This is a genomic window from Microbacterium caowuchunii (genome assembly GCF_008727755.1).
GTDB classification, from domain to species: domain Bacteria; phylum Actinomycetota; class Actinomycetes; order Actinomycetales; family Microbacteriaceae; genus Microbacterium; species Microbacterium caowuchunii.
Genome location: NZ_CP044231.1, coordinates 744554 through 768790, shown reverse-complemented (window position 1 = coordinate 768790; position 24237 = coordinate 744554). Strand labels below are relative to the sequence as shown.

Below are 24237 nucleotides of genomic sequence, written 5' to 3'. Positions count from 1 at the left end.
TCACCGGTCTCCTCTCCCTGTCCCGAGCACGGCGGTCAGCAGTTCCTCCGCGCTCTCGCCCGCGACGCCGGCCGGGGTGCGCAGACGCCCGCCCTCCGCCCGCACCGTCCCGCCCACGATCACGCGTCGGATGTCCGCCGAGGTGGCTACCAGCGCGAGCTGCTCCGGGTCGGCGCCCGCGGTCCGCACGGATGCGTCGTCGATCTCCACGAGGTCGCAGGCGGCACCCTCCCGGATGCCGCCGGTCTCCCCGAGCGCCGCGTACCCTGCGGTCGACAGTGCCGCCGCCAGCTCGCGCGGGGTGAACCTGCCCCGGCGCCCGGACGACAGCCGCTCGCCCGCTTCGAGCCCTCGTGCTTCGAGGAACGGATCCACCACGGCGTTCTGGTCGGACCCCAGTGCGATGCGCGCCCCCGCGTCGGCGAGGCGACGCGCAGGCCCGATCCCGTCACCGAGATCCGCTTCCGTCGTCGGGCACATCACGACAGTGACAGCGGCGTCTCCCAGCATCCGGATATCCTCGTCGGTCAGATGGGTCGCGTGCACCGCACTCAGCCGGGGGGAGAGGGCGCCTGCGCGCGCCAGCAGCGCCGTGGGCGTCACCCCGTACTCCGCGAGGCATTCCTCGTTCTCCCGCGGTTGCTCGGACAGGTGGACGTGCAGCGGTACGTCCTCGGGCAGCTCCCGCACGATCTGGGCGATCGCGTCCGGCGGCACGGCCCGGACGGAATGGATGGCGGCGCCGAGGCGCGTGTGCGACCCGAGCTCCGCGCGCAGATCCGACCAGCGGTCCAGCCACTGCCGTGCCGAGCCGTCGCCGAAGCGCAGCGCGGTACCGGAGAGGGCCGCCCCGGGGCCGGCGCTGAGGTAGCAGGTGTCCAGCAGCGTCAGACGGATGCCGACATCCTGCGCCGCATCGGCGAGCGCCCGCTCCATGGCGTGCGCGGGCCGGTAGGGCGTCCCGCCCGGACGGTGATGGAGGTAGTGGAACTCCCCCACTGCCGTCCATCCGCCCACCAGCATCTCGGCGAAGACCGCCCGTGCCAGCCGGTGGTGGGTGTCCGGATCCAGCCGGTCGGCGAGCGCGTACATCCTGTCGCGCCAGCCCCAGAAATCCCCGCCGTCCCCGTGCGTGCGACCGCGCAGCGCGCGGTGGAAGGCGTGCGAGTGCGCGTTGCCCGAGCCGGGCGCGACGACGCCGAGGCGCAGGTCGCCGTCGGCGGCCTCGACTCCCCGTTCGACGCGGACGATCCGACCGCCCTGCGCGTGGATGCGCACCGAGGGCGCTGCGACCCCGTCGATGAGCGCCGTCGCGCAGTGGAGGATCACAGCAGCTCCCGGAGGATCCGCTCCACCGCGACGACCCCGGCGATGCAGTCGTCGAGCTCGGCGTACTCCTCGGGCGCGTGCGAGACACCGCTCGGGTTCCGCACGAACACCATGGCGGTCGGCACGTGGGCCGACAGCACCCCCGCGTCGTGGCCCGCCCCGGTCCCGAGTTCCGGGATCCCGCCGAGAGCGGCCGAGACCCGCTCGCGGAGATCGGCGGGGAAGGTCACCGCGCTGCTCCAGGACTCCTCCGCGATCACGAGCTCGCACCCCTCCGCGGCCGCGACGTCCCGCATCCGCTCCTCGATCTCGGCGACGAGGGCGCGGGTCTCCTCATCGTCGCCGCTGCGCGCGTCGAGCCACGTCGTCACCGCGGACGGGATGACGTTCGTGCCCCCGGGGACGACCCCGATGCGCCCGACGGTCGCGCGCGCCCCGGGGCTTGCCGCGGCCGCATCGCGTGCGGCGACCACGCCCCGGGCGGCGGCCACCATCGGATCCCTCCGGTCCGCCATGCGCGTGGCGCCCGCGTGGTTCCCCTCGCCCCGGAACCCGATACGCCACCGACCGTGCGCGAGGATGCCCGACGCGACCGCGAGCGGACCGTCCACGTCGACGAGCCCGCGCCCCTGCTCGACGTGCAGTTCGAGGAAGATCCCGATCCGGCCCAGAGCGCGCTCGTCGGCGCCGAGGTGCCGCGCAGGCACCCCGTGGGCGTCCGCGGCCTCGGCGAGCGTCACCCCGTCCGCGTCGACGAGACGACGGGCCCGGGCGGCGTCCAGCGCTCCGGTGAGCAGGCGCGACCCGAGACAGGCGACGCCGAAGCGCGATCCCTCCTCTTCGGCGAAGACGACGACCGCGCACGGACGCGACGGCACGAAACCGGACGATCGCAGGAGCGCGACGGCGTCCAGCGCGCTGACGACCCCGAGGGGCCCGTCGTACTCCCCGCCGCCGGGGACCGAGTCGAGGTGACTGCCGACGACGACCGCATCCGGGCCGGGGGCGCCCCACCATGCCCACAGGTTGCCGTTGCGATCCCGTTCCACGTCGAGACCGGTGGACTCCGCACGCGCGACGAACCAGTCCCGCAGCTCCAGGTCCGCCGCATCCCACAGATGCCGGGAGTAGCCGCCGCGGCGGGGATCCCGCCCGATGTCCGCGATCTCGTCGAGCCCGCTCAGCCGGCCCCGGGTGACGGCCGGGGTGTTCACGTCGACTCCGCCATGGGCACGCGCAGCCCCCGCTCGCGCGCGACCTCCCTGGCTCGTTCGTAGCCCGCATCCACGTGCCGCATGACCCCGGAGCCCGGGTCGTTCACCAGCACCCGTGCGATCTTCTCGGCCGCGAGCGGGGTGCCGTCCGCCACGACGACCTGCCCCGCGTGGATGGATCGACCGATCCCGACCCCGCCGCCGTGGTGGATCGACACCCAGGTCGCCCCGGATGCGGTGTTCAGCAGGGCGTTCAGCAGGGGCCAGTCCGCGATCGCATCCGATCCGTCCGCCATGCCCTCGGTCTCCCGATAGGGGGAGGCCACGGACCCGGAGTCGAGATGGTCGCGTCCGATCACGATCGGTGCGCGCAGTTCCCCCGACGCCACCATCTCGTTGAACCGGAGTCCGGCGAGATGCCGTTCCTGATAGCCCAGCCAGCAGATCCGCGCGGGGAGCCCCTCGAACCTCACCTTCTCTGCCGCGCCGGTGATCCAGCGGCGCAGCCGCTCGTCGGCCGGGAAGAGTTCGAGGATGGCGCGGTCCGTCGCCGCGATGTCCGCCGGGTCTCCGGACAGGGCGACCCAGCGGAAGGGACCCTTGCCCTCCGCGAAGAGCGGGCGGATGTACGCCGGGACGAACCCGGGGAAGGCGAACGCGTCCTCGCAGCCGCCCAGGCGCGCCTCCGCCCGGAGGGAGTTGCCGTAGTCGAACACCTCCGCCCCGGCATCCTGGAAACCGATCATCGCGCGCACCTGTGCGGCCATCGAGGCCCGGGCGGCGGCGGTGAATCCCTCCGGGTCGGCCTCCGCCCGCGGACCCCAGTCCGCCAGCGCCACACCCTCGGGCAGATAGCTGAGGGGGTCGTGCGCGGAGGTCTGGTCGGTCACGATGTCCACCGCCACGCCGCGTGCCAGCAGCTCCGCGAAGACCGTGGCGGCGTTGCCGACCAGACCGACCGACAGGGCCTGGCGCGCCTCCTTCGCGGACTGGACCCGGGCCAGGGCCTCGTCCAGCTCGTGCGTCATCTCGTCGAGGTATCCGTGCGCGACCCGGCGCTCCAGGCGTGCCGGGTCGACGTCGACGATGAGGACCGCCCCGCCGTTCATCGTGACCGCCAGCGGCTGCGCCCCGCCCATCCCGCCGGCGCCCCCGGTGAGGGTCAGGGTCCCGGCGAGCGAACCGCCGAACCGTTTCTCGGCGACCGCGGCGAAGCACTCGTAGGTGCCCTGCAGGATCCCCTGGGTGCCGATGTAGATCCAGGAACCGGCCGTCATCTGCCCGTACATCGTCAGCCCGGCCTGCTCGAGGCGCCGGAACTCCGGCCACGTCGCCCAGTCCCCGACGAGGTTCGAGTTGGCGATCAGCACCCGGGGCGCCCACTCGTGCGTGCGGAAGACACCCACCGGCTTCCCCGACTGCACCAGCAGCGTCTCGTCCGCCTCCAAGGACTCCAGGGTCCTGACGATGGCGTCGAACGCGGCCCAGTTGCGGGCCGCCCGCCCGGTCCCGCCGTACACCACGAGGTCGTCCGGCCGCTCGGCGACCTCGGGATCGAGATTGTTCATGAGCATCCGCAGCGGCGCCTCGGTCGCCCATGACTTGGCGGTGAGGGCGGTGCCGCGCGCGGCTCGCACGGGACGGGGCAGGTGGTCGGTCACGGTGTTCCCTTTCGGTCAGGCGAGTTCCACGACGGCCGCGGCAGCGCCGCGCAGCGCACCGCTGCGCACGGCACCGACGACGCGCTCGATCTCCGGGGCCAGGTGGCGGTCCGGGCCGGGGCCGGCCACGTCCTCGCGGATGCGCGAGCGGACCGCCCCCGTGGCGGATGCGGGGAGCAGCGGCGCCCGGAGGTCGAGCGCACGGGCCGCGGTCATCGCCTCGATCGCCAGCACACGGCTCACACCGTCCAGGGCGGTGCGGAGCTTGCGGGCCGCCGCCCATCCCATGGAGACGTGGTCCTCCTGCATCGCCGACGAGGGGATCGAGTCCACGGATGCGGGGACCGCGAGCCGCTTCAGCTCGGAGACGATGCCCGCCGCGGTGTACTGGGCGATCATCAGCCCCGAATCCACGCCGGCGTCGTGGGCGAGGAACGCGGGCAGCCCCTGATTGCGTGCCGGATCCAGCATCCGGTCGGTGCGGCGTTCGGACATGCTCGCCACGTCCGCGACCACGATGGCGAGGAAATCGAGCACGTAGCCGAGGGGGGCGCCGTGGAAGTTCCCGTTGGACTCGACCCTGCCGTCCGGTGTGACGACGGGGTTGTCGACGGCCGCCGCGAGCTCCCGCTCGGCCACGAGCGCGGCGTGCGCGAGCGTGTCCCTGGCCGCGCCGTGCACCTGGGGAGCGCACCGCAGCGAGTACGCGTCCTGCACCCGCGTGCACTCCGGACCGCGATGGCTCGCGACGATGGGGGATCCCGCCAGCATCCGGCGCATGTTGCCCGCGGAGTCCCGCTGGCCGTGCTGGGGGCGGAGCGCGGCGAGGTCGTCCGCGAACGCCGCATCCGTGCCCAGCAGCGCCTCGACGCTCATCGCGGCGGTGACATCCGCGGTCGTCAGCAGCATCCGCAGATCGGCGATCGCGAGTGCGAGCATCCCGAGCATCCCGTCGGTGCCGTTGATGAGGGCGAGCCCCTCCTTCTCGGCGAGCAGCACCGGGCGGATGCCGGCCGCGGCGAGCGCGTCGGCCGCCGGCGCGAGGAGCCCGTCGGCTCCCCGGACCTCGCCCTCCCCCATCACCGCGAGCGCGCAGTGCGCGAGCGGGGCGAGGTCCCCGGAGCAGCCCAGGGATCCGTATTCCCGGACGACGGGCGTGACACCGGCGTTCAGGATCGCGGCGTACGTCTCCGCCGTCTGGACCCGCACACCGGTCCGGCCGGTCAGGAGGGTCGACAGCCGGAGCAGCATCAGGGCCCGCACGGTCTCGCGCTCGATCTCCGCCCCCGATCCGGCCGCGTGCGAGCGCACGAGGCTCTGCTGGAGCCGGGCCCGCCGGTCGGCGGGGATGTAGGTGGTCGCCAGGGCGCCGAACCCGGTCGAGATGCCGTAGTGGGGTGCCGGATCCGCGGCGAGCGCCTCGATCACACTCCGGCCGGCGGCGACCGCGGCGCGCGCATCGTCCGTGATGATGACGCGCGCGTCATGCCGGGCGACGGCCACGACCTCGTCGAGGGAGACGGGGCCGACGCCGACCACGACGCCGGTGTCCGAGGAGGAACGATCCATGGTCACATCCCACGGCATCGCCCCGGCGCGGTCACGACGCGCGACGGCTTTCCTGTCCCACCTGTGAGACAGTGACGGCAGCGACATCGAGGAGGATGCCATCGCCGCCCCGTCCGAGACCGCTCCGGCGGCCCGCCACACGCTCGCGATCCTGCAGTACCTGGCCGCGCAGCGCGGCCCGGTGTCGGCCGCCGCCGTCGCCGCCGCTCTCACCCTGCCCCGGTCCACGGTCTACCGTCTGCTCGGCGTGCTCGAGGAGACCGGATTCGCCCTGCACTTCCCCGAGGAGCGCCGCTACGGGATCGGACTGGCCGCGTTCGAGTTGAGCTCCGGGTTCTCCCGCCAGCAACCGCTCACCCGCCTGGGCGGGCCCCTCCTCGCACAGCTCGTCGACCGGCTCGGTGAGAGCGCGCACCTGGCGGTCCTGCACGGACGCGACGTCATCTACCTGATCGAGGAGCGCGCACCGCGGCGCCCCTCCCTCGTGACGGATGTCGGCGTGCGCCTGCCCAGTCATCTCACCGCGAGCGGCCGGGCGCTGCTGGCGACGCTCCCGCCGCCGCAGTTGCGGGCGCTCTACCCCGATCGGAGCGCGTTCGTGCGTCGCACGGACCGATCGGTCGACACGTACGGCGCCCTCGCGCGTCTGCTCGTCGACGTGCGCCGGGACGGGTTCGCCACGGAGGACGGCGAGGTGACGCCGGGACTCGCGTCCATCGCATTCGCGGTCCGCGACCACGCCGGGTGGCCGGCCGCGAGCATCGCGGTGACGTTCGACTCCGGAGTGCCGGCGGCGCGGGCGGCGGAGATCGCCCAGCACATCGGTGCCAGTGCCGCGGAGCTCTCCCGACGCATCCACGGTCGCCCCCTCACCCCGGCGGCTCCCCCTCGCGGCTGACGGCGTCTCCGCGCTCAGTCGGCGTCGGCGGCCCCCGCGTCCGGATCCGTGAGCGGAGCGTCGATCACGCCGATGCCGACGGCCTCGTGGCTGGCCTCCGCCTCGGCCTCCTGGTCCGTCCCGCCCTTGGGCTCCTCCCCCGGTTCCTGCTCGGTGCTGGGCTGCTCGAGGTCGCTGTCCGCCAGCGTGTCCTCCCGCTCTTCGGCCTGGTCGCCGGTCGTGTCGCTCATGACGCCGCTCCTTCCCTTCGGGTGTCGGTGCCCGTTCCGGCAGGCTCTCATCGCCCCGGGCACGGGCCAAGCCCTTGACGCGGACGGGGCTTCTGCCTCACCGCGCGCCCTTGCACAAGTGCTCGCCCGAACCGGGGTTCGACGGTTAGGTGGAGACGCTCCGGAGCAGCGCCTGGCCGGGGCCCGACCGGAAGGAGCACGCCATGCGTGCAGTCATGATGTACGGCCCCGGCGACGTCCGGGTCGAGGAGCGCGAGCGGCCCCGGATCCTCGAGGCCACGGATGCGGTCATCCGCGTCACCGCCACCTGCATCTGCGGATCCGATCTCTGGCCGTACCGGGGCCTCGAACCGCTCGCCGACACGCCCCAGCAGATGGGACACGAGTACATCGGCATCGTCGAGGAGGTCGGCGACGACGTCCGCGGCGTGAAGCCCGGCGACTACGTGGTCGGCTCCTTCGTGGCCTCCGACAACACCTGCGAGATCTGCCGCGCGGGCTACCAGTCGCGGTGCGTGCACGCGGTCATGATGGGCTCGATCGGAACCCAGGCCGAGTACGCCCGCATCCCGCTCGCCGACGGCACCCTCGTGATCGTCCCGGGTGAGCCGACGGCGGCGCTCGTGCCGTCGTTGCTGGCCGCCTCGGACGTGCTCGGCACCGGATGGTACGCCGCCGTCGCCGCCGACGCCGGCCCCGGGAAGACCGTCGCCGTGGTCGGCGACGGGGCGGTCGGGCTGCTCGGCATCCTCGCCGCCAAGCAACTCGGCGCGGAGCGGATCATCGCGATGTCACGCCACGCCGACCGGCAGGCGCTGGCACGGAGGTTCGGCGCGACCGACATCGTGGCGGAGCGGGGCGTTCCGGGCGTCGCCCGGATCAAGGAGATGACCGACGGACTGGGCGCGCACAGCGTGATCGAGGCGGTGGGCACCCAGGAGTCCATGCAGCAGGCGATCCGGTCCTGCCGGCCGGGCGGTCACGTCGGGTACGTGGGCGTCTCGCACGACGTGAACCTCAACGGGACGGCGCTGTTCTTCGCGAGCGTGCATCTGCTGGGCGGTCCCGCGCCGGTCCGGCGGTTCCTTCCGGAGCTGATCGCCCTCATCCAGGAGGGCGCGATCACGCCGGGAGACGTGTTCGATCTGACCCTGCCGCTCGAGGAGGCGGCGGAGGGGTACCGGGCCATGGACGAGCGTCGCGCGACCAAGGTCCTGCTGACCCTCTGATCCCCCGCCTCAGCGGGTGATCACCAGCGCCACGGAATCCGCGCCGCGGCGCTGCGTCATCCGGATCATCCGGTACTTCATCCCGTACTTGGCGCGCAGCGCCGCGTCGAGTCGCTCGCGGGTGACCGCCGAATCGTCGATGACGGCGGTGGCCTCCACCGGGACCGCGTCGGCCTTCACCCGACCGCGCATGTCGCAGGGGGTGAGGGTGACGCGCGGCGTGTGCCGCAGGCGCTTGACCTTGCCGGACTCGGCGCCGGTGGTGACGATCAGCCGCTCGCCGTCCCGCACGATCCACACCGGGGTCCCCACCGGCTCACCGGTGCGACGGAAGGTGGTGAGCAGAACGTACTCGTGCTCTGCGAGGGTGGCGACGTCGGTATCCATGTCCCCAGCATCGCAGTGCTCGGGCCACCGGGTCGCACGATGGTCACCGAAGGTACCGCGCGTCGCTTACCGTGGAAGGTACGGAGCGTGCAGTGTGCGCCCGCTCCGGTCGAGTTTCACCCCGCTTCCGGCGGGCCTCGGCTCGATTCCGAGGGAAGGACCCCCATGAAGATCGTCGCCTCTGCCGACTGGCGCGAAGCGCTCCCGTTCGAAACCCCCGTCTCCGCCGCCGAGGTCGCCCCCGGCGAACCCACCCGGTGCGCCACGTGCGGCACCGACGCGCCGGCTCTGCCGCGCGAGGAACTCTGGGCGGTGAAGCACCAGCATCCCAACAACCACGCCGGATTCGTGCGCTTCTACTGCGCCGAGCACAAGCCCGAGGTCGTCGCCCCGGCACCCGCCGCGGCAGCCCCCGCCAAGAAGAAGGCGGCGGCTCCCCGCGAGCGCCGCGCGCCTGCGGCCCCGAAGCCGACGCCGGGTCACGAGCGTCCGCGCGCCGTCTGCCCGACGTGCTACATGGAGGTCTCCGCGAAGGGCCTGTGCGGCACCTGCGGCAACACCATCTCCTGACAGACACCCGCGGCGGAAGCCGCGCCCGTGCGGGGGGATCCAGCTCGACAGCGGCACCGCGACGAGACGGATTTCCCCCGCGCGCTGGTTCATTTCGGATTCGCGTGATACGTTTAGAGCGTTCCTGATCTTTGGGACAGGCTGCTTCAGAGTTTGATTGCTCGCTGTGGAGTCTTCAAACCGAATAACGTGTCGCCACTCCAGCTGGTAGACGCCCCATATACATATCGCGTTCTGTGCGCGTCTGCCGACGTCAGCGTGACGTCTTCTTCTCGAAAGCTAGTTCTTGCCCTTCAGTACCATCCTCCCTTCGGCTCTCCCGCTCGATTGGCGCCAGGCTGACGATGATGTCTTCGTCGCCATGGCCCACGGTGAGTACGCCGGCTTCGTCAGCATGACCGTCCGCGGCCACGCCGCCCACGGTCCCCGCGGAGAGTTCCTCGGCGAGTACCTCTCCTCCGACGAGGCACGCGTCGCCGTCGACGCCCACCACGATCTTGCAGTGCCGGTCTCCTCGGCCGCACCGCACCTCGCACGTCCGTTCCGCATTCGTCGGAGCGGCACCACCGGTCGCACTCGCGGCCCGAAAAGTAGAAGGAAAGACACGATGGCCACTGGCACCGTGAAATGGTTCAACTCCGAAAAGGGCTATGGCTTCATTGCCCCCGACGACGGTTCCGCTGACCTGTTCGCGCACTACAGCGCGATCACCGGCAACGGTTTCAAGGAGCTCCGCGAGGAGCAGAAGGTCGAATACGACGCCGAGCGCGGCCCCAAGGGCATGCAGGCAGCGAACATTCGCCCGCTCTGATCTCACAGATCTGATTTTTCCTCAGCCGGGGTGGACATCGTCCACCCCGGCTGACGACTGTCTGGGAGTAGCGACGTATTCCCCACGGCGAATGCGGGCGGCCGTACGCTGAAGACAGCGATGGGCACACCCGCCCCTGGCTTCACGGCCAGACCGGCCGACGATCGAAAAGGTGATGCTTATCTCTTCCACCGCACTCGAGCCGCGGCTCGGCCCCGTCCGCCAGACTTATGCCGGCACCAAAGACTTCCCCCCGATCACCCGCGCGTACACCGACGTCGCGCAGGTCGTTCGCGAAAGCGGCCTCTTGAACCGCGCACGGCTGTTCTACGGCCTCGTCGCCGCAGCCCTGGCCCTCGCCTTCGGCGGCGCCATCACGGGCTTCCTCCTGCTGGGCGACAGCTGGTTCCAGCTGCTCATCGCCGCAGCCCTCGGCATCCTCTTCACCCAGGTCGCGTTCCTCGCCCATGAGGCCGCGCACCGGCAGATCCTCGAGTCCGGCCCGGCGAACGACCGCCTGGCCCGCATCCTCGCCAACGGCGTCGTCGGCATGAGCTACTCGTGGTGGTCCTCCAAGCACACCCGCCACCACGGCAACCCGAACCGCGTCGGCAAGGACCCGGACATCGAGATCGACACGATCTCGTTCCTGGACGAGGACGCGGCGAAGGCCCGCGGCATCCAGCGGTTCATCACGCAGCGTCAGGGCTGGTTCTTCTTCCCCCTGCTCACGCTGGAAGGCCTGAACCTGCACTTCATCAGCCTCCGTCACCTCTTCGGCAAGGAGCCGGTCAAGGGCCGCGCCTTCGAACTGACCCTCATCGCGGTCCGTTTCGCGCTGTACCTCACCCCGATCTTCCTGCTTCTCCCGGTCGGCATGGCGTTCGCGTTCGTCGGCGTGCAGCTCGCCGTCTTCGGCGTCTACATGGGCGCGTCGTTCGCGCCGAACCACAAGGGCATGCCGGTCATCGCGAAGGACGCCAAGCTGGACTTCTTCAGCAAGCAGGTGCGCACCTCCCGCAACATCGGCGGCGGATGGTGGGCGACCTGGCTCATGGGCGGCCTGAACTACCAGATCGAGCACCACCTCTTCCCGAACATGCCCCGCCCGCACCTCGCCCGTGCGCGCGAGATCGTCATGGAGCACTGCCGCACGCTGGGCGTCCCGTACACCGAGACGACGCTGCTGCGCTCCTACGCGATCGTCATCGACTACCTCAACCGGGTGGGCCTCGCCGCGCGCGACCCGTTCGACTGCCCGATGGCGGCCACCTACCGCCGGGTCTGACCCGCATCCTCCGTAGGACAGACGCCCACCACCGTGATCCACGGCGGTGGGCGTCTGTCCTTCGGGCGATCAGTAGACGCGGAGCGCCCCGGGATCGACCCGGGCGGTGAAGGTCGTGACGTCGCCGACCTCTTCGCCGTCGATCTCGAAGGCACGCGGTTCGGGCAGCTCGACCCGGATGCGTTCCACCTGGCCGTGCCGGGCCGCCTCGACGCTCGTCGCGGTCTTCTCCCGGTCGAACAGACGCATGATCCCGTTGTCCCAGACGGCGGCACGGAGGGTCTCCATCCACTGCACCGGACCCTCGGCGCTGACGACGAGGACATCGAGCGATCCGTCGTCCAGCTCGGCATCCGGGAACAGCGTGACGCCGCCCTGCAGCGTGCCGCAGTTGCCGACCAGCAGGGTGTGCGCCTGCACGTCCTTCGGCTCGCGGTCGTCGACGGTGACGGTCGCACTCACGAGCTCGGACGCCGACAGCGCCTGCCCCATGGCGGCGACGTAGGCCAGCCACCCGGCCTTGGTCTTCAGATCGTCATCCGTCGCGGCGAGCATCTCCGCGTCGAGGCCGAAGCCCACCATCACGACGAACGCCTTCGGGTCACCGCCGTCCAGCTCCACCCAGCCGATGTCGATCGCGCGGGCGGTCCCTTCGGCGATCTTCCGCAGCGCCGTCTTCGGGTTGCCCAGCGGCACGTCCAGATTGCGCGCGAGGAGGTTCCCCGTCCCCTGCGGCACGATGCCGAGTGCTGCCCCGGTGCCGGCGATCGTCTCCGCGACCGCGCGCACGGTGCCGTCGCCGCCGGCGGCCACGACGACCTCGCACCCCGCCTCGAGCGCCGCGCGGGCAGGCCCCTGTCCCGGATCCTCCGGCGTGGTCTCGAACCACTCCGCGGAAGCGCCGCCGGACGCGGAGTCCCACGCGTCGGCCAGCTCCTCACGGGCGATCTTGCTCGGGTTGTATACGATGCCGGTACGGGGAAGCGTCATGCGCTCACTCTCTCACTCCGGTCCGCGCGACAGGCCCGCGATTGGGTACTTTCCTGCACCCAAGCCATAATGAGAGGTATGACCACTGGTTCGTACAGTGCGTTGTCCAGCTACTCTCGCGTGCAGATCCTGCACACCCTGCAGAAGCGTGGCCGCCGCACCATAGCCGACCTGCGGGACGCCACCGGTTTGCACGCCAACACGGTGCGCGAGCACCTGCAGCGGCTCATCGACGACGGTTACATCATCGTCGAGACTGAGCAGCGGACGACCAGAGGACGCCCCCGCGCCCTCTACAGTGCCGCCTCGGGTGCTGCCACCCCGAGCCCCATCGCCCAGCGCAAGGCCCGAGAGGCGGCCGAGCGGGGCGATCTGATGCGCCGGATCATGCCGGAGACCGGCACCAACGCACTGCCCACGGAGGCGGTGCACCAGATCGACGCCCTCGTCGAAGACCTCGCGAGCGCGGGATTCGACCCCGCCCTCGACGAGAACGCCCTGAGCGTCGACATCAGCCCGTGTCCGCACACCGACGTCGACGCGGCGCAGCGGGAGACGCTGTGCGCCGTGCACCTCACCCTCATGGATGGGGTGCTCAGTCATGCCGGCGGCCCACTCGAGGTGACCGGCATGGCCCCCTCCTGCAACCCCTCCGACTGCGTCGTGCAGCTCAGGTTCGGTCGGCCCGGATCCCGCTGAGAACGTCCTCGTGGACCGGCGCGGGTACGCGGATGCGGTCCGCCCGCGCGTACACGTTCATGGACGGCGGGCGCAGGAACCCCACCAGGGTGAGGCCGGACGCCGCCGCCAGTTCGGCAGCCAGCGAGGACGGCGCGGAGACGGCGGCGAGGATCGGGATCCCCGCCATCACGGCCTTCTGCACGAGCTCGAAGCTCGCCCGGCCGGACACCTGCAGCACCGTCCCGGTCAGCGGCAGCCGGTCGTTGAGCACGGCCCAACCGATGACCTTGTCGACCGCGTTGTGCCGGCCGACGTCCTCGCGCAGCACCAGCAGTTCCCCGGTGCGGGCGTCGAAGAGCGCCGCGGCGTGCAGGCCTCCCGTCTTGGCGAAGACGGCCTGCTGCGCACGCAGTGCGTCCGGGAATGTCGCGAGCATCTCCGCGTCCAGGACCACCTCGTCGGCCGCCACGTCGTAGCGCGAGACCGTCTCGACCGCGTCGATCGACGCCTTGCCGCACAGACCGCACGAACTCGTCGTGAAGAAGTTCCGCGCGACCTCGGGGGCGGGAGGCGCGACGCCCGGGGCGAGGGTGACGTCGAGCACGTTGTAGGTGTTCTCCACGCCTCCGGTCCCCGGTCCGCCGCAATGGATGGCGCCCAGGAACTCGTCGCCGCGTCCGATGACCGCCTCGGACACGAGGAAGCCGGCGGCCAGTTCCACGTCGTTGCCGGGTGTGCGCATCGTGACCGCGAGAGAACGGCCGCCCACACGGATCTCCAGCGGCTCCTCCGCCGCGAGCGAGTCCGCACGCGTGGTGGGGGTCTGCCCGAGTGATATCCGCACGACGGGCCGCCGCACCGTGATCCTGCCCATGCTCAGCCTCCGATCGCGTTCATGCCGCGCGCGGGCTGCAGGAACGAGGGGTCGTCGATCGCGTGCCCGGCGAGCTTGCCGTGCACGCAGGAACGCAGCATCCGGTCGACATCCTGGTCCGTTCCCCCGCCGCGCAGGATCGGCACCAGATCGTACTCGGTCGTGGAGAACAAGCAGTTGCGCAGCTGCCCGTCCGCGGTGAGCCGCAACCGGTCGCAGTCCCCGCAGAACGGCGCGGTCACCGAGGCGATGACCCCGACCGAATGCGGTCCGCCATCCAGCAGCCAGCGCTCCGCCGGAGCGCCGCCGCGGCCGGGCACGGGCGTGAGGTCCCACCGCGCGGACAGGGAACGCAGGATCTCCTCGCGCGTCACCATCTGTGCACGGTCCCAGGTGTGCCCGGCATCAAGCGGCATCTGCTCGATGAAGCGCATCTGCGCACCGTGCTCGGTGGCGAAGGCCACGAGGTCCACGAGCTCGTCGTCGTTCACGCCGCGCATCGCCACCGCATTGAGCTTGAGCGGACGAAGGCCGGATGCGGCGGCCGCCGCGATCCCCTCGAGCACGTCGGCGAGTCGATCGCGACGGGTGAGCGCGGCGAAGCGCTCCGAAATCAGGGTGTCGATGGAGATGTTGAGCCGCCCGAGTCCGGCGGCCACGAGGTCGGGCAGCACCTCGCCCAGACGGATCCCGTTGGTGGTCATCGCGATCTCCACCGGTCCGCTCGCGGACGGCACCGCGGCGAGGCGCCGCACCACGTCGACGATGTCACGCCGCAGCAGCGGCTCACCGCCGGTCAGCCGGAAGGTCGTGATCCCGGCCCGGGCCGCCACGTGCGCCACGCGCTCGATCTCGTCGAGGCTCAGGATGCTCTCGCGGGCGAGCCATTCGTTCCCCTGCTCCGGCATGCAGTAGGTGCAGCGCAGCGAGCACCGGTCGGTCAGCGAGATGCGCAGGTCGCGGTGCACCCGGGAGAAAGTGTCCACCAGCGCGCCGCCTCCGCCGACCGCCGGAACAGCGGCCGGCGGGGACGGCCGCCGACGGATCGCCACGGGGACGGCGGTCATCGCCGCATCCGTTCCGGCGCCTGTGTCGTCATGCTTCGAGGGTACGCGGACAGCGGTGGGGTCCGGGCCGATTATTCACGGCTCGGAAGGGGTGCCGTTTCCAGCGAATGTTGGCACACTGTGGGAGAACCGTGCCGATCCTTCGGCGCTGGTCTGGACGACGTCGTCGGCGCGGTCTAGAAGGGGACGTCCCGATGGAATTCCTGGACCCGCTCGCGCTCGCCCGTTGGCAGTTCGGTCTCACCACGCTCTACCACTACCTGTTCGTCCCCCTCACTCTGGGGATGGGCCTCGTGGTCGCGATCTTCCAGAGCGCCTGGGTGCGCACGGCCAATGTGAAGTGGCTGCAACTGACCCGGCTGTTCGGGAAGATCTTCCTCATCAACTTCGCCATGGGGGTCGTCACCGGGATCGTGCAGGAGTTCCAGTTCGGCATGAACTGGTCCGCCTACTCGCGTTTCGTCGGCGATGTCTTCGGCGCCCCGCTCGCCTTCGAGGGCCTGCTCGCCTTCTTCTTCGAAGCCACGTTCATCGGGCTGTGGATCTTCGGCTGGGACCGGCTGAAGCCGAAGCTGCACCTGGCGACGATCTGGATGGCGTGGATCGGCGCCGTGATGTCGGCGTACTTCATCCTGGCCGCCAACTCCTTCATGCAGAACCCGGTCGGGTACCGGATGGCGGAGGACGGCGGTCGCGCCGAGCTCACCGACATCGTGGCGGTGCTGACCAACCCGGTCGTTCTGGCCACCTTCCCGCACACCCTCTTCTCCGCGTTCATGTTCGCCGCCGCCGTCGTGATCGCGATCGCGGCCTGGCACCTCGCCCGGGCCCGCAACCAGGAGACGATGCGTCCCGCCCTGCGATTCGGGATGTGGATGATGCTCGCCTCCTTCGCCGGGGTGGCGCTCTCCGGCGACCAGCTGGGCCTGCAGATGGTCGCGACGCAGCCGATGAAGATGGCCGCTGCGGAAGCGCTCTACACCTCCGCGTGCGGCGCGGACGCCTCCTTCTCGCTCTTCTCCATCGGCACACCCGACGGCACGAGCGAGATCTGGTCGCTGCGGGTGCCCTATCTCCTGGCCTTCCTGTCCACGCACACCCTGGACGGCTGCGTCGAGGGGATCACGAACCTCAACGCCGAGTACACCCAGAACTGGCCGCTGTTCGCCGATCAGCTCGGCGGCGAACTCCCCTTCGCACCGGTCATCTGGGTCACGTACTGGTCCTTCCGATGGATGATGGGCTTCGGCGCCGTCGCCGCCCTCATCTCCCTCGTGGGCCTCTGGATCACCCGCAAGAAGGCGACCCGTGCGGTCCCGCAGTGGGCCTGGCGCGTCGCGATCTGGTCCGCGCCGCTCCCCCTGCTGGGCAGCCTCGTCGGCTGGGTGTTCACCGAGATGGGACGTCAGCCCTGGATCGTGTTCGGACTGATGCTCACCGAGGACGGCGTCTCGCCGAGCGTCCCCGGATGGAACGTGCTGATCTCCCTCGTCGCCTTCACGTTGATCTATGCCGTGCTCGCCGTCGTCGAGTTCGGCCTCATCCTGAAGACCGCCAAGAAGGGACCCGAACCGATCCCGGAGCCCGGCGACGGGGACGGCTCGTCCTCCTCGGCCCATACCCAGACGACGGTCTACTAGGAGAGCGCCATGGATCTCGCATACATCTGGTTCTTCATCGTCGGCATCCTGTTCGTCGGGTACTTCGTGCTCGACGGGTTCGACTTCGGCGTCGGCATGTCCCTGCCGTTCCTCGGCAAGGACGACATCGGCCGGCGACAGATCATCAACACGATCGGTCCGGTCTGGGACCTCAACGAGACGTGGGTGATCGTCGCGGGCGCCTGCCTGTTCGCCGCCTTCCCGGAGTGGTACGCCACACTCTTCAGCGGCTTCTACCTGGCGCTCCTGCTGATCCTGCTCGCGCTCATCGTCCGCGGCGTCTCCTTCGAGTACCGCCACCAGCGGGACAGCCTGCGCTGGAAGAAGGGCTTCGACACACTCATCGTGGTCGGCTCCGCCGTGCCGGCCTTCCTGTGGGGCGTGGCGGTGGCCAACATCGTCCAGGGCGTCCCGCTGGACGTGGATCACGAGTTCACCGGTTCCCTGCTCACCCTGCTCAACCCCTACGGGCTGCTCGGCGGGCTCACGACGCTCTTGCTGTTCTTCACGCACGGCGTGTTCTTCGTGGCGCTGAAGACCGACGGCCAGGTGCGCCGGGATGCCCGTGCCCTCGCCGCGAAGTCGGGCATCGTGACGGTCCTGGTGGCGGCGGTCTTCCTCGCGTGGACCGTGCAGAACGCGGTGGCGGCGAGCGCGCCCGCCGTGGCGCTGGTGATGGCCTGCGCGGGGGCTGCGGCCGTCCTGCTGATCGCGTCGCTCGTGGCCAACCGCATCGACCGCGAGGGCTGGGCCTTCGGGTTCGGTGCCGCCACGGTCGCGTTCGCGGTGCTCACCCTCTGGCTCGCCCTGTTCCCGAACGTGATGCCCTCCTCGACCGATCCGGCGGGCACCCTCACGATCGAGAACGCCTCGAGCACCGATTACACGCTCACGATCATGACCTGGGCGGCGGTCATCTTCCTGCCCCTGGTCCTGCTCTACCAGGGATGGACCTACTGGGTCTTCCGCAAGCGCGTCACGCGGTCCCGGATCGAGCAGGCCGCCGCCGTGGTGCACTGATGCCCGCACCGGCCCCGGGGTCGCTCCCCGCCTCGGTGAGGCAGGATCGTCGAGTGACCCCGGATGCCGCCGGCGTGCCCCCGCGCGCCTCCCTTCGACCCCTCGACCCCCGGCTGCTGCGCTACAGCACCGCATCGCGCGGCTTCCTGCTCGTGACCGCCGCGATCGTGCTGGCGCAGACGGGGGTGATCGTCGGCTTCGCCTGGTTCCTCTCGCGGGCGCTGGTCGGGGTCATCCAGGGCGAGGCGATCGAGAGCCTTCTCCCGTTCATGGCCGCGGCCGCGGCGCTGGCGCTGCTGCGGGGCGTCCTGCTGTTCGCGTCCGATCGCACCTCGGCGTCCGGGGCCGCCCGCGCATCGTTGCAGCTGCGTGAGCGCCTCGTGCAGGCGGTCGAGGGCCTGGGCCCCGGATGGCTCGCCCGGCGCAACACCTCCGCCCTCGCGGTGACCGCCGGTCACGGGCTCGAGGCGCTGGACGCGTATTTCGGCAGGTATCTGCCGCAACTGGTCGCCACGGCCATCACGATGCCCATCGTCATCCTCGCGATGCTGCTCGCCGATCCCCTCTCGGGCATCACGGTGATCGTCACGGTCCCCCTCATCCCGATCTTCATGGTGCTCATCGGGCTGGCGACCAGCGCCGTGCAGAACCGTCAGTACGCGACCCTGCACCGCCTCGCCGCACGCTTCAGCGACACGGTCGCGGGGCTCGGCACCCTCAAAGTCTTCGGCCGCGCGCACCGCGCCGCAGACAGCATCGAGACGGTGACCCGCGACTACAAGCGCGAGACCCTCGCGGTGCTGCGGATCTCCTTCCTCTCCGGCTTCGCCCTGGAGTTCCTCGCCTCCATCTCGGTCGCGATCATCGCCGTGACGATCGGTTTCCGGCTTCTCGGCGGCGAGATGCCGCTGCTGGTGGGGCTGTTCGTCCTGCTGCTCGCGCCGGAGGCGTACCTTCCCCTCCGACAGGTCGGGGTGCAGTTCCATGCCGCCGCGGAAGGCGTCGCGGCGACCGATGACATCTTCGGCGTCCTCGACGAGGCGCGGGCCCTACCCGTCCCGTCCGCCACCCCGGCCCCGGTCGGCGTGGGCGATGGGAGCGGCCCGCTGCTGGAGATGCGCGGACTCACGGTACGCCGCGGCGACCGGGTGATCGGCCCCGTCGACCTCCGGCTCGACGCCGGCGAAGTGGTCCTGCTCGAGGGACCCAGCGGCTCGGGGAAGTCGAGTGTCCTCGCCGCGCTCCTCGGCTTCGCTCCGTTCGAGGGCACGCTGCGGGTGGCCGGGCGACCCGCCCGCGAGACCGCCGCCCGAGGAATCCTGTCGTGGTGCGGGCAGCAGCCGGGGCTCATGTCCGGCCCGGTCGCCGAGAACGTGGCACTGGGCGACGCGGAGCCCGACCCCGCGCTCGTCGCCCGCTGCCTGGCGGACGCGGGCGCCGACGTGGCGACCACGCTCGTGCTCGGGCAGTCCGGCTCGGGCCTCTCCGGTGGTCAGGCGCAGCGTGTCGCCATCGCCCGAGCCCTGTACCGCTTCCGCAGCGGCCGCGCCCGCGTGCTGGCCCTCGACGAACCCTCCAGCGCCCTCGACTCCGAGACCGAGGCGCGGCTGTGGCGGACCCTCCGCCGACTCGCCGACGCCGACGGCGCGGGGATCCTCCTCGTCTCCCACCGGCCCTCCGCCCGCGGCATCGCCGACCGGGTGGTCCGCCTGCCACTGACCCCGTCGGGCTCCCCCGTGCAGACACCCGAAGGGCGAGTCGCATGAGAACCGCCGATGTCCTCCGCTCCGCCCAGCCACCGCTCCGGCGGTTCTGGTGGCCGCTGCTCGCCGGGCTCGGCACGGCGGTCAGCGCGATCGCCCTCCTGGCCGCCAGTGCCTGGTTGATCACCCGCTCCGCCGAGCAGCCCGCCGTCATGTACATCACGGCGGTCGTCGTCGCGGTGCGCGCCTTCGCGCTCGGCCGGGGCGTCTTCCGGTACCTGGAGCGACTGAGCGGGCATGACGCCGCGCTCGGCCAGCTCGCCGGGGTGCGTGCGGCGCTGGTGCGGCGGATCGTGCCGCTGGCTCCGGACGGCCTCGGCGGCGCTCGGCGCGGTGCTCTGCTCTCCCGGCTCGTCGACGACGTCGATGAACTGCAGAACCTTCCGCTGCGCGTCGTGATGCCGCTCGCCGTGGCGGGGCTCGCCTCGGTGGCCAGCGTCGTGTTCACGGCGTTCCTCTCCCCCGTCGCGGCACTCGCGCTCGCCGCGTGCCTGATCGTCGCCTTCGCGCTCGCCGTCTGGATCGGCGGCTGGGCGGGAGCGAGAGCGGAACGGTCGATCGCTCCGCTGCGTTCCCGGCTGACCGACGCCCTGGTCGACGAGTTCACCGGACTCGATGTCCTGACGGCATTCGATGCGACGGATGCCGCACACGCGCGGGTGCGCTCGGCGGATGCGGCGCTCCGGCGGGCGACCGTGCGCCGGGCGGGTGCGCAGGGTCTCACGTCGGGAGCCGTCTCCCTGCTCGCCGGCGTCGCGTCCCTCGCCACACTGCTGGTGGCGGCGCCGCTGCTCGGGCAGGGCGGGTTCACCGGCCCGGCCCTGGCCGTCGTGGTCCTGCTGCCCATGGCGGTGTTCGAGGTCTTCGGTCCGGTGCCGCTCGCGCTGGCGTCCTGGCGCCAGGTGCGCACGGCTGCCGAGCGCATCGCCGAGACCGTCCCGGACGGGATCCCCGCCGGGCTCCCGCGCGACGAGCCGGTCGCCACCGGTCACGCGCCCGCCCTCGGATCCGGTCTGCACCTGCGCGGGGTCGGCGCCCGGTGGCCCGCGCGCCCCGGCTCCCCCTCCGCCGAGGAGACGGGCCGGCTGGTCGACATCGATCTGGATGTCGCCCCGGGCGAACGGGTGCTGGTGACCGGACCGAGCGGAGCGGGGAAGACCACGCTCGCGCACGTCCTGGTCCGCTTCCTCGATCACACGGGTTCGTACCGGATCGGTGACACGGAGGTCCGGGAGCTGAACGGCGACGACCTGCGCCGCACGATCGGACTGTGCGAACAGTCGCCCTACCTGTTCGACGAGTCGCTCCGGCAGAACCTGATCTTCGCGCGCGACACCGCCACGGACGACGAGCTGTGGGCGGTGCTGCAGCGGGTGGGACTGGCGAAGTGGGCGCGGGAACGGGGCGGGCTGGACGCCGATCTCGGCGAGCGCGGAGCGCTCGTGTCGGGTGGGCAGGCGCAGCGGATCGCCCTCGCCCGAGCGGTGCTCGCGGAATTCCCGGTCCTCGTGCTCGACGAGCCGACCGCAGGGGTGGACCCGGCCGCATCCGATGCGCTGCTCCTCGACCTGCTCGGCGCCATCGACGGCCGGCGGGCGGTCGTCCTCATCTCGCACGTCGAGGTCCCGGCGGGACTCGTGGACCGGGAAGTGCGGATGGAGGCGGGGCGGCTCACGCAGCCGAACCGCTAGAGGGTCAGTCCGAACGCCTGCACGCCCTCCGGCGAAGGGAGCCGGGAGAATCCCAGCCGGTCGTAGAAGGGCAGAGCGCCCAGATTGTCCGACGCTGCGACGAGGTGCAGTCCGGAGACGTCCCGCTCCCGCAGCTCGTCCACGATGGTCTGGATGAGCCGACGGCCCCACCCCTGACCCTGGAGCTCCGGCAGGAGATCGATGTGCAGGTGCGCCGGGTAGGTCCGGCCGTACGGCTCCCGCCCGCTCCGCCGACCGTCCGCGTAGGCGAGGATCTCGATCTCCCGGGGATTGCCGCCCGGACGAGGGAAGCGTGCACCGTGCACCGGCCACCACTCGTCGCGGAACCAGTCCTCGAACGCCTCGGTGTCCGAGGTCGCCACGGCGTAACCGAGCACGCGGCCGGACATCTCGACCGCGAACGCGAGTCGCGGTTCGCGGGCGACGTACGGGAGCACGAAGACCTCCGCCCAGATGCGGTCGTCGGTGAGCACGCCGGTCGCATCCGCGCCCGCATCCGCCGTGCGCAGGCACACATCGGCGAGTGCCCCTTCGTCACCGGGGTGGAACGCGCGGATGCGGGTCATGAGCAGAGCATAGGACCGCTCCCCGCCCGGCGCATGCCCTTCTCGGATGCCTCACGCCGGGAGGAGTCGCACCCGACCCGCCGGGATATGGAGGCGGATCGACTCCTGTGGCCGCAGGTCCGCCTCGGTGAGCGCGTCGGTGGCGAGGTCCACCGCCACGCCAGGAGCCTCGGTGTGCACCCGGACGCCGGCCACGGTCTGCTCCAGGCGCGTGATCCGCGCCGTCCACGACGTGCCGCCCGGTGCGGGACCCGGCTCCGCCAGCCGCACATCGGCGGGGCGGAACACCGCCGCGACGGCCTGCCCGTCGGGGACGTGGGCTCCGCTGTCCCCGGCGAACCGCACGCCGTCGACCACGCAGTCGCCGGACCGCGACATCCCGACCACGCGATTGAGCCCGGCCAGCGATGCCACGAAGCCGGTCGCGGGTGAGCGGAGCACTTCTCGAACCGGACCGGTCTGGACGACCCGCCCGCCCTCCACGACGATCAGGCGGTCGGCGAGGGCGACCGCGTCCACCGCGTCGTGGGTGACCACGACGCATGTGCGTCCGACCAGATGCTCACGCAGCACGGTACGTATCCCGTCCGCGGTGACCGGGTCGAGCGAGGTCAGCGGCTCGTCCAGCATGACCAGGCGGGGGGATGCCGCGAGCGCTCGCGCGATCGCCACCCGCTGCTGCTGCCCGCCGGACAGATCCGCAGGACGTTGCTCCCCGGCGCCGGCGAGCCCCACCCGGTCCAGCCAGTCGTCCGCGATGCGCCGCGCCGCCGCCGCCGGCGTCCCGGCGGCCCGCGGACCGAAGGCCACGTTCTCCCGAGCGGTGAGATGCGGGAAGAGCCGGGGGTCCTGTCCGAGCAGCACCGTGCCGCGTCGGGATGCCGGGACCGGCTTACCGCCTCCGGAGAGGTCGCGCCCGTCCAGGCGTACCCGTCCGCCGTCCAGTTCGACCAGACCGGCGATCGCCCCGAGGAGGGTCGACTTCCCCGCGCCGCTCGGCCCCATGACCGCCACGGTCTGCCCCGTGGCAGCGGTGATCCGCGCCTGCAGCCGGAATCCCCCGCCGCGGGACACGGTCACGTCCGCCTCCAGCGCCGCCCCGGCGCCTTCGTCGCGGCTCATCGCACGGCCTCCGGTCGCCAGGCCCGGACGAGGAAGAGCACGAGCACCGCCGTCACCAGCAGGAGCAGAGCCATGGCGACCGCGCTGGACTGCGAGACGCCGGCTCCGTTGAAGGCCGTGTAGATCGCCAGCGGCATGGTCTGAGTCGTCCCCGGAGCGTTCCCGGCGAACAGTGCGGTCGCCCCGAACTCGCCGATCGCGCGGGCGAAGCAGAGCACCGTCCCGGCGACGAGTCCGGGTGCCGCGAGCGGGATCGTGACGCGCCGGAGGATCGTCCACCGGCCGGCACCGAGGGTCGCGGCGGCCTGTTCGTATCCGGTACCCGTCGCGCGCAGGGACCCCTCCAGCGCGAGGACCAGGAACGGCAGGGCGACGAAGGCCTGTGCGAGCACGACGGCCGATGTGGAGAAGGGCACGCGCAGGCCCATCTCGGCGAGCGGCTCCCCCAGCCACCCGTTCCGGCCGAACAGGAACAGCAGCGCGACACCGCCGACCATGGGCGGCAGCACCAGCGGGATCGTGACCAGAGCGCGCAGGAACGCCGCCGGGCGAGCGGGGACCCGGGCGATCGTGAGGGCCAGCGGCACGCCCGCCAGGAGGCAGAGGACGGTCGCGGTGAATCCGGTGCCGAGCGACAGGCCGAGCGCCGACAGCGCGGTCGGCGACGTGATGTCGGCCCAGAACGTCGACCACCGCACCCGCGCGACGAGCGCCACGAGCGGGAGCACGAGGAAGGCCACCGCGATCACGGCCGGGACGGCCAGCGAGCGCGGCATCAGCCCCGGGACACGGCCTGCCGCGCTCATGCGGGACCGAACCCCGCGCCGGCGAGGAGGCGCCGGGCTGCGTCGCTCTGCGTGAACCGCACGAACGCCGCCGCGACCTCCGGATCCGGCGCGTCCGTCAGGGCCACGATCGGATAGCGGTTGACGACATCCGACGCCCCTTCCGGGATGATCGTCTCGACGTCCGAACGCCCGAGCGCATCGGTCGCGTAGACGAGGCCCGCATCCGCCTCGCCGGCGGCCACCTTGGTGAGCACGGCCGTGACGTTCTGCTCCGCGCTCGCCGGGACGAGCGAGACGCCGGCCGCGGCCAGGAGGGTGTGGGACGCCGTGCCGCAGGGGACGCGCGGCGCGCAGAGCACGACTGTCGCGTCGTCCGCGGCGAGGTCCGCGAGCCGACGGATACCGGCCGGGTTGCCGGCGGGGACGACGATGACGAGCGTGTTGGACGCGAACACCTGCGGATCGCGCGCCAGCCCCGCCGCCACCACGTCGGCCATCGACGTCTCGTCGGCGGAGGCGAACACGTCGGCGGACGCCCCTGCGACGAGCTGGGTCACCAGGGTCGTCGACCCGTCGTAGGAGATCGGCCGGACCTCGACACCGGGGTTCTCCGCCTCGAACGCCTCGGCGATCTCGTCGAGAACCACGGCGAGCGACGCCGCCGCGTAGACCGTGAGCGATCCGGAGAGCCCGGATGGCGCGGCCTGTCCCTCGGTACCCGGAGATGCCGCCGTCCCCTCCGCGCAACCGGAGACGGCGAGCACGGCCAGCATCAGGAGCGCGGCCAAGCGACGAGGGCGGGCCACG

23 protein-coding genes are annotated in these 24237 nt (G+C 71.7%); 10 read left to right on the top strand and 13 right to left on the bottom strand.

The annotated features are described in order from the left end of the window. From F6J84_RS03615 to hutH, 4 genes are read right to left on the bottom strand one after another with little or no spacing between them, the layout of a single operon-like run. Positions 1-1329, bottom strand: coding sequence for a formimidoylglutamate deiminase (locus tag F6J84_RS03615; protein WP_150971455.1), 1329 nt, complete (start codon positions 1327-1329; stop codon positions 1-3). Beyond that, positions 1326-2543 (bottom strand): allantoate amidohydrolase, encoded by a 1218-nt coding sequence (locus F6J84_RS03610; RefSeq protein ID WP_202980472.1) that lies wholly within the window; start codon positions 2541-2543, stop codon positions 1326-1328. Before F6J84_RS03610 ends, F6J84_RS03615 begins: the two co-directional genes overlap by 4 nt. After that, positions 2540-4204 (bottom strand): urocanate hydratase, encoded by a 1665-nt coding sequence (hutU, locus tag F6J84_RS03605; RefSeq protein ID WP_238702584.1) that lies wholly within the window; start codon positions 4202-4204, stop codon positions 2540-2542. The genes F6J84_RS03610 and hutU overlap by 4 nt, the downstream gene beginning before the upstream one ends. A gap of 15 nt (positions 4205-4219) precedes the next feature. Then, positions 4220-5773, bottom strand: coding sequence for a histidine ammonia-lyase (hutH, locus tag F6J84_RS03600; RefSeq protein WP_150971453.1), 1554 nt, complete (start codon positions 5771-5773; stop codon positions 4220-4222). Positions 5774-5858: 85 nt separating this feature from the next. On the opposite strand from hutH, the gene F6J84_RS03595 reads away from it, so the two are divergent. Then, positions 5859-6671: an IclR family transcriptional regulator gene (locus tag F6J84_RS03595; RefSeq protein WP_191905788.1), complete on the top strand. Its 813-nt coding sequence runs from the start codon at positions 5859-5861 to the stop codon at positions 6669-6671. 14 nt (positions 6672-6685) lie between these two features. Here F6J84_RS03595 and F6J84_RS03590 read toward each other — a convergent pair whose 3' ends face one another. Further along, the gene (locus F6J84_RS03590; protein WP_150971449.1) at positions 6686-6901 is read right to left on the bottom strand and encodes a hypothetical protein; all 216 of its coding nucleotides are present in this window, start codon (positions 6899-6901) and stop codon (positions 6686-6688) included. 203 nt (positions 6902-7104) lie between these two features. On the opposite strand from F6J84_RS03590, the gene F6J84_RS03585 reads away from it, so the two are divergent. Then, positions 7105-8130, top strand: coding sequence for a zinc-dependent alcohol dehydrogenase family protein (locus F6J84_RS03585; RefSeq protein WP_150971447.1), 1026 nt, complete (start codon positions 7105-7107; stop codon positions 8128-8130). A 9-nt stretch (positions 8131-8139) separates the two neighbouring features. Here the strand turns inward: F6J84_RS03585 and F6J84_RS03580 are convergent, their stop codons facing one another. Beyond that, positions 8140-8517 carry a PPOX class F420-dependent oxidoreductase gene (locus F6J84_RS03580; protein WP_150971445.1) on the bottom strand — a complete coding sequence of 126 codons (378 nt, stop codon included), beginning with the start codon at positions 8515-8517 and terminating at the stop codon, positions 8140-8142. 165 nt (positions 8518-8682) lie between these two features. Here F6J84_RS03580 and F6J84_RS03575 point away from each other — a divergent pair, with 165 nt between their 5' ends. The 3 genes from F6J84_RS03575 to F6J84_RS03565 all read left to right on the top strand — a co-directional run bounded on the left by F6J84_RS03575 (position 8683) and on the right by F6J84_RS03565 (position 11186). Beyond that, positions 8683-9087 carry a glucose-6-phosphate dehydrogenase gene (locus F6J84_RS03575; protein ID WP_150971443.1) on the top strand — a complete coding sequence of 135 codons (405 nt, stop codon included), beginning with the start codon at positions 8683-8685 and terminating at the stop codon, positions 9085-9087. A gap of 607 nt (positions 9088-9694) precedes the next feature. After that, positions 9695-9898 (top strand): cold-shock protein, encoded by a 204-nt coding sequence (locus F6J84_RS03570; protein ID WP_150894709.1) that lies wholly within the window; start codon positions 9695-9697, stop codon positions 9896-9898. Between the two features lie 175 nt (positions 9899-10073). After that, positions 10074-11186, top strand: coding sequence for a fatty acid desaturase family protein (locus tag F6J84_RS03565; protein ID WP_150974663.1), 1113 nt, complete (start codon positions 10074-10076; stop codon positions 11184-11186). A gap of 69 nt (positions 11187-11255) precedes the next feature. On the opposite strand, the gene F6J84_RS03560 is transcribed toward F6J84_RS03565, so the two are convergent. Continuing rightward, a complete protein-coding gene (locus tag F6J84_RS03560; RefSeq protein ID WP_150971441.1) occupies positions 11256-12176 on the bottom strand; it encodes a diacylglycerol/lipid kinase family protein in 921 nt (306 codons plus the stop codon). Positions 12177-12254: 78 nt separating this feature from the next. Between F6J84_RS03560 and F6J84_RS03555 the strand changes: the two genes are divergently transcribed. Beyond that, a complete protein-coding gene (locus F6J84_RS03555) occupies positions 12255-12875 on the top strand; it encodes a helix-turn-helix transcriptional regulator (RefSeq protein WP_150971439.1) in 621 nt (206 codons plus the stop codon). Here the strand turns inward: F6J84_RS03555 and fdhD are convergent. After that, on the bottom strand, positions 12847-13731 hold the full coding sequence (fdhD, locus tag F6J84_RS03550) for a formate dehydrogenase accessory sulfurtransferase FdhD (protein WP_150971437.1): 885 nt from the start codon (positions 13729-13731) through the stop codon (positions 12847-12849). The two genes, F6J84_RS03555 and fdhD, sit on opposite strands and share 29 nt — an antisense overlap. Before the next feature lie 2 nt (positions 13732-13733). Next, on the bottom strand, positions 13734-14798 hold the full coding sequence (gene moaA, locus F6J84_RS03545) for a GTP 3',8-cyclase MoaA (RefSeq protein WP_150971435.1): 1065 nt from the start codon (positions 14796-14798) through the stop codon (positions 13734-13736). A 194-nt stretch (positions 14799-14992) separates the two neighbouring features. Here moaA and F6J84_RS03540 point away from each other — a divergent pair, with 194 nt between their 5' ends. The 4 genes from F6J84_RS03540 to cydC are packed head-to-tail and all read left to right on the top strand — an operon-like array spanning position 14993 to position 20933. Beyond that, positions 14993-16438: a cytochrome ubiquinol oxidase subunit I gene (locus tag F6J84_RS03540; protein WP_150971433.1), complete on the top strand. Its 1446-nt coding sequence runs from the start codon at positions 14993-14995 to the stop codon at positions 16436-16438. Between the two features lie 9 nt (positions 16439-16447). Beyond that, a complete protein-coding gene (gene cydB, locus F6J84_RS03535; RefSeq protein ID WP_150971431.1) occupies positions 16448-17479 on the top strand; it encodes a cytochrome d ubiquinol oxidase subunit II in 1032 nt (343 codons plus the stop codon). A gap of 53 nt (positions 17480-17532) precedes the next feature. Beyond that, positions 17533-19245: a thiol reductant ABC exporter subunit CydD gene (gene cydD / locus F6J84_RS03530; RefSeq protein ID WP_238702582.1), complete on the top strand. Its 1713-nt coding sequence runs from the start codon at positions 17533-17535 to the stop codon at positions 19243-19245. Further along, positions 19242-20933: a thiol reductant ABC exporter subunit CydC gene (cydC, locus tag F6J84_RS03525; protein WP_150971426.1), complete on the top strand. Its 1692-nt coding sequence runs from the start codon at positions 19242-19244 to the stop codon at positions 20931-20933. Before cydD ends, cydC begins: the two co-directional genes overlap by 4 nt. On the opposite strand, the gene F6J84_RS03520 is transcribed toward cydC, so the two are convergent. Genes F6J84_RS03520 through modA form a run of 4 tightly spaced genes read right to left on the bottom strand, consistent with a single transcriptional unit; the run spans position 20930 to position 24236 of the window. Then, on the bottom strand, positions 20930-21520 hold the full coding sequence (locus F6J84_RS03520) for a GNAT family N-acetyltransferase (RefSeq protein WP_150971424.1): 591 nt from the start codon (positions 21518-21520) through the stop codon (positions 20930-20932). The genes cydC and F6J84_RS03520 overlap by 4 nt on opposite strands. A gap of 51 nt (positions 21521-21571) precedes the next feature. Continuing rightward, positions 21572-22642, bottom strand: coding sequence for an ABC transporter ATP-binding protein (locus F6J84_RS03515; protein WP_191905739.1), 1071 nt, complete (start codon positions 22640-22642; stop codon positions 21572-21574). Next, entirely contained in the window at positions 22639-23448 is an 810-nt protein-coding gene (locus F6J84_RS03510) for an ABC transporter permease (RefSeq protein ID WP_150971422.1), read from the bottom strand. The genes F6J84_RS03515 and F6J84_RS03510 overlap by 4 nt, the downstream gene beginning before the upstream one ends. Continuing rightward, a complete protein-coding gene (modA, locus tag F6J84_RS03505; protein WP_238702581.1) occupies positions 23445-24236 on the bottom strand; it encodes a molybdate ABC transporter substrate-binding protein in 792 nt (263 codons plus the stop codon). Before modA ends, F6J84_RS03510 begins: the two co-directional genes overlap by 4 nt. Position 24237: the final 1 nt, after the last annotated feature.

Coding starts and splice junctions, on each gene's coding strand:
- F6J84_RS03560 (WP_150971441.1), bottom strand. CDS start 12,176: ATGACGCTTCCCCGTACCGGCATCGTATACAACCCGAGCAAGATCGCC.
- F6J84_RS03590 (WP_150971449.1), bottom strand. CDS start 6,901: ATGAGCGACACGACCGGCGACCAGGCCGAAGAGCGGGAGGACACGCTG.
- moaA (WP_150971435.1), bottom strand. CDS start 14,798: ATGACCGCCGTCCCCGTGGCGATCCGTCGGCGGCCGTCCCCGCCGGCC.
- F6J84_RS03520 (WP_150971424.1), bottom strand. CDS start 21,520: ATGACCCGCATCCGCGCGTTCCACCCCGGTGACGAAGGGGCACTCGCC.
- F6J84_RS03555 (WP_150971439.1), top strand. CDS start 12,255: ATGACCACTGGTTCGTACAGTGCGTTGTCCAGCTACTCTCGCGTGCAG.
- F6J84_RS03565 (WP_150974663.1), top strand. CDS start 10,074: ATGCTTATCTCTTCCACCGCACTCGAGCCGCGGCTCGGCCCCGTCCGC.
- fdhD (WP_150971437.1), bottom strand. CDS start 13,731: ATGGGCAGGATCACGGTGCGGCGGCCCGTCGTGCGGATATCACTCGGG.
- F6J84_RS03570 (WP_150894709.1), top strand. CDS start 9,695: ATGGCCACTGGCACCGTGAAATGGTTCAACTCCGAAAAGGGCTATGGC.
- F6J84_RS03510 (WP_150971422.1), bottom strand. CDS start 23,448: ATGAGCGCGGCAGGCCGTGTCCCGGGGCTGATGCCGCGCTCGCTGGCC.
- F6J84_RS03580 (WP_150971445.1), bottom strand. CDS start 8,517: ATGGATACCGACGTCGCCACCCTCGCAGAGCACGAGTACGTTCTGCTC.
- F6J84_RS03585 (WP_150971447.1), top strand. CDS start 7,105: ATGCGTGCAGTCATGATGTACGGCCCCGGCGACGTCCGGGTCGAGGAG.
- cydC (WP_150971426.1), top strand. CDS start 19,242: ATGAGAACCGCCGATGTCCTCCGCTCCGCCCAGCCACCGCTCCGGCGG.
- F6J84_RS03540 (WP_150971433.1), top strand. CDS start 14,993: ATGGAATTCCTGGACCCGCTCGCGCTCGCCCGTTGGCAGTTCGGTCTC.
- hutH (WP_150971453.1), bottom strand. CDS start 5,773: ATGGATCGTTCCTCCTCGGACACCGGCGTCGTGGTCGGCGTCGGCCCC.
- F6J84_RS03515 (WP_191905739.1), bottom strand. CDS start 22,642: ATGAGCCGCGACGAAGGCGCCGGGGCGGCGCTGGAGGCGGACGTGACC.
- F6J84_RS03575 (WP_150971443.1), top strand. CDS start 8,683: ATGAAGATCGTCGCCTCTGCCGACTGGCGCGAAGCGCTCCCGTTCGAA.
- cydB (WP_150971431.1), top strand. CDS start 16,448: ATGGATCTCGCATACATCTGGTTCTTCATCGTCGGCATCCTGTTCGTC.